Raw genomic sequence first — 2,526 nt, forward strand, 5'->3', positions numbered from 1 at the left:
TCTCATCATGGCGACTCTTGGACTGGTATGTCGCATGGTCAACAACTTCCATTTCCAACTTGATACCGGCTTTCGCCAACTGTGCCTGAACAATCTCCATGATTGGTTGCTGGGTGGCGATACTCGACACAACAGATTTGATAGTGATCCCATTCTGAAAACCGGCTTCTGCCAGCAAACTCTTCGCGCGCTCAACATCGTAGGTAAAACTGCCGGCACCACAATCTTGACCAAGATAACCGTTAGGTACGGCCGAACATCCTTTGGCCGCCACATCCTTACCGGCATACCGAACGATCTCATCTACGTTAACTGCGGCCGCAATAGCCTGACGCACTTTCAAGTTGTCTAATGGTTTGATATTACGGTTAATGAATAATGTTCGATACTCTGCGGGATCGAAAATATCGACCTTTACGCCTCGCTTAACAGCACGATCAACCCAACGCTGTTCACTCTTACCCTCCGCGGCGTCAAGTTCGCCCGAGGTAAATGCCAACTCTCTTGCGCTATCTGAAGGAACCATCCGGTACGTAATACCGGCTAATTTTGGTTTGCCACGAAAATACTCATCGTTAGCCACCAATTTCACGTTTTGCTGTGTCGCATGTTCGCTAAAAGAAAATGGTCCGGTACCAATAGGAGATTGGCCAAACTTGTCGCCAAGTTTTTCCGAGGCTGCCTTACTGACGATATTGCCGCCGTGATAATTGGATACCCGACCAAGAAAAGCGGAGTCTGGATATTTCAGAGTGATACGGACAGTGTAGTCATCCAAAGCTTCCACTTTATCGAGGCTAGTGAAGTTAGCTGCGAAACTGGATCGCTTAGGATCGGCAGCACGCTCGATCGAGTACACCACGTCAGCGGATTTTAGTTCACCGTAGCCACCATGGAAACGGACACCCTTGCGTAGGTGGAAGGTCCAGATTTTGTTATCAGGCGACTTTTCCCATGTTTCGGCCAAATCCGGCTCCAGCGTTGTGGGATCAGCACTTCCTGGTGGGAAACGCACCAAGCCATTAAACATCTCAGACACCATTCCCTTGTCCCCAACAGCGGTGGCGCGGTGCGGATCCAACGTGGAGATATCCGTCATTCCGGCACTCATTGTGAGCAAAGAGCGATTATCTGCCTGAGCGGATACGGAGGAGCTGAAGCTGCATATCGCCAAGAGAGCTGTTAGCGCGCTCACCGGTACAGCTAGAACAGGAAATTTCATCGGAGGTAGTCCTGTGAAGGTAGATTAATTCACGCAAAGGCACTCAACTGCCAACGCCCATAGCCCCGGACAGCAACAAAGCTATACCGCAATTCGCAAAACGAAAACCCTACACCATGCTTTTTAGCAATACTTAGGCCAGGTGTTTTTAAGCTATTGTTTTATAACGAATTATTTATTCTGATTACGAAATTCAAAAGCATTAAAATATGATCCTATGTCATAATGCTATGGTATTTAGCACTAGCCGACCTACCGTGGTGCGTTTCTTCACATTAAGGTGCGCCGGGACCATCGCTGATACGGGTGTGATACCGGCGGTAACACACACCGTTGAGACACTCTCTGGCCAGCTTGATGTATTGATTCTGATTGCCAGAAAAGCGGCTGATGCAGGTATACGAACAGGAGCATGACCCATGTCGCCGGTATAGATTTTGGTGATGGGGCCAATTCTCTCGGTCAACGACGTGCTTTTGTCAGGTGACCCAGTCTCGAAAGGGGGCTGTCGCGCAATCGCGGGGATCTCGGCCGCTAGCCAGCGGGCACAGACCCTGGATGACCAATGGCCTGTAACGGCATCTATAAAACACAAGTAGGCAGCTTATGAATTTTGATAGGCAAGTAAACGCGAAGGATCGCGCTAGCCACGAGACCGGTACCGATCTCGTCACCAGGTCTCTGTAAAATGTCTTTTCGCAATAGGAGTACAAAACTCTCATAACCTATTAATTTTAAACAATATTTAAGAATAAAAATTAGACAATTTTTAGTGCTAAAATATAACCTCATGCTGTAAAACTATTAGCCAGCGAGGATCCTTTGGAAAATCGAATCACTTTGCGCCACCTCGAAGCGTTCCGCGCCATCATGGTGCGGAAGACCGTTACTGGCGCAGCGGAAATGCTCGAGATTACTCAACCTGTAGTAACACGCCTAATCTCCGACCTGGAGGAACGCATTGCTATTCCTCTTTTTACACGTACGAAAGGTCGTCTATTGCCCACAGCAGAGGCAGCGTTATTATTTAAAGACGTTGAGCAGTCGTTGATCGGAATTGAGCGCATCGCTAACGCGGCATCCAATATCAAAGCTTTAAAGATGGGTTATCTGGAAATTGCCGCAGCCCCCAGCATGGCATTGACCTTTCTGCCACGGGCAATAGCGAGTTTCAACCGCGAGCACCCGGATGCATTAGTCTCAATGCATATGCACAGCTCGGCAACTGTTCTAGATATGGTTCAGCGCGACCGGTGCGACTTAGGATTTGCGATGTTTTCTATGCAAACGACTCGCTACGGCAA

The 2,526-nt window shown here is 48.6% G+C and carries 2 protein-coding genes; one reads left to right on the plus strand and one right to left on the minus strand.

What is annotated here, in order from left to right; translation table 11 throughout:
• Positions 1–1,222, minus strand: a 1,222-nt coding sequence (locus C8K58_RS31885; RefSeq protein WP_108574906.1) for an ABC transporter substrate-binding protein, incomplete at its 3' end; no start/stop codon positions are given.
• A gap of 822 nt (positions 1,223–2,044) precedes the next feature.
• Here C8K58_RS31885 and C8K58_RS31890 point away from each other — a divergent pair.
• Positions 2,045–2,526: LysR family transcriptional regulator (locus C8K58_RS31890; RefSeq protein WP_146188261.1), on the plus strand; the 482-nt coding region annotated here is incomplete at its 3' end.

This window comes from Pseudomonas sp. GV047 (assembly GCF_003058245.1).
In the GTDB taxonomy this organism is placed as follows: Bacteria; Pseudomonadota; Gammaproteobacteria; order Pseudomonadales; family Pseudomonadaceae; genus Aquipseudomonas; species Aquipseudomonas marginalis.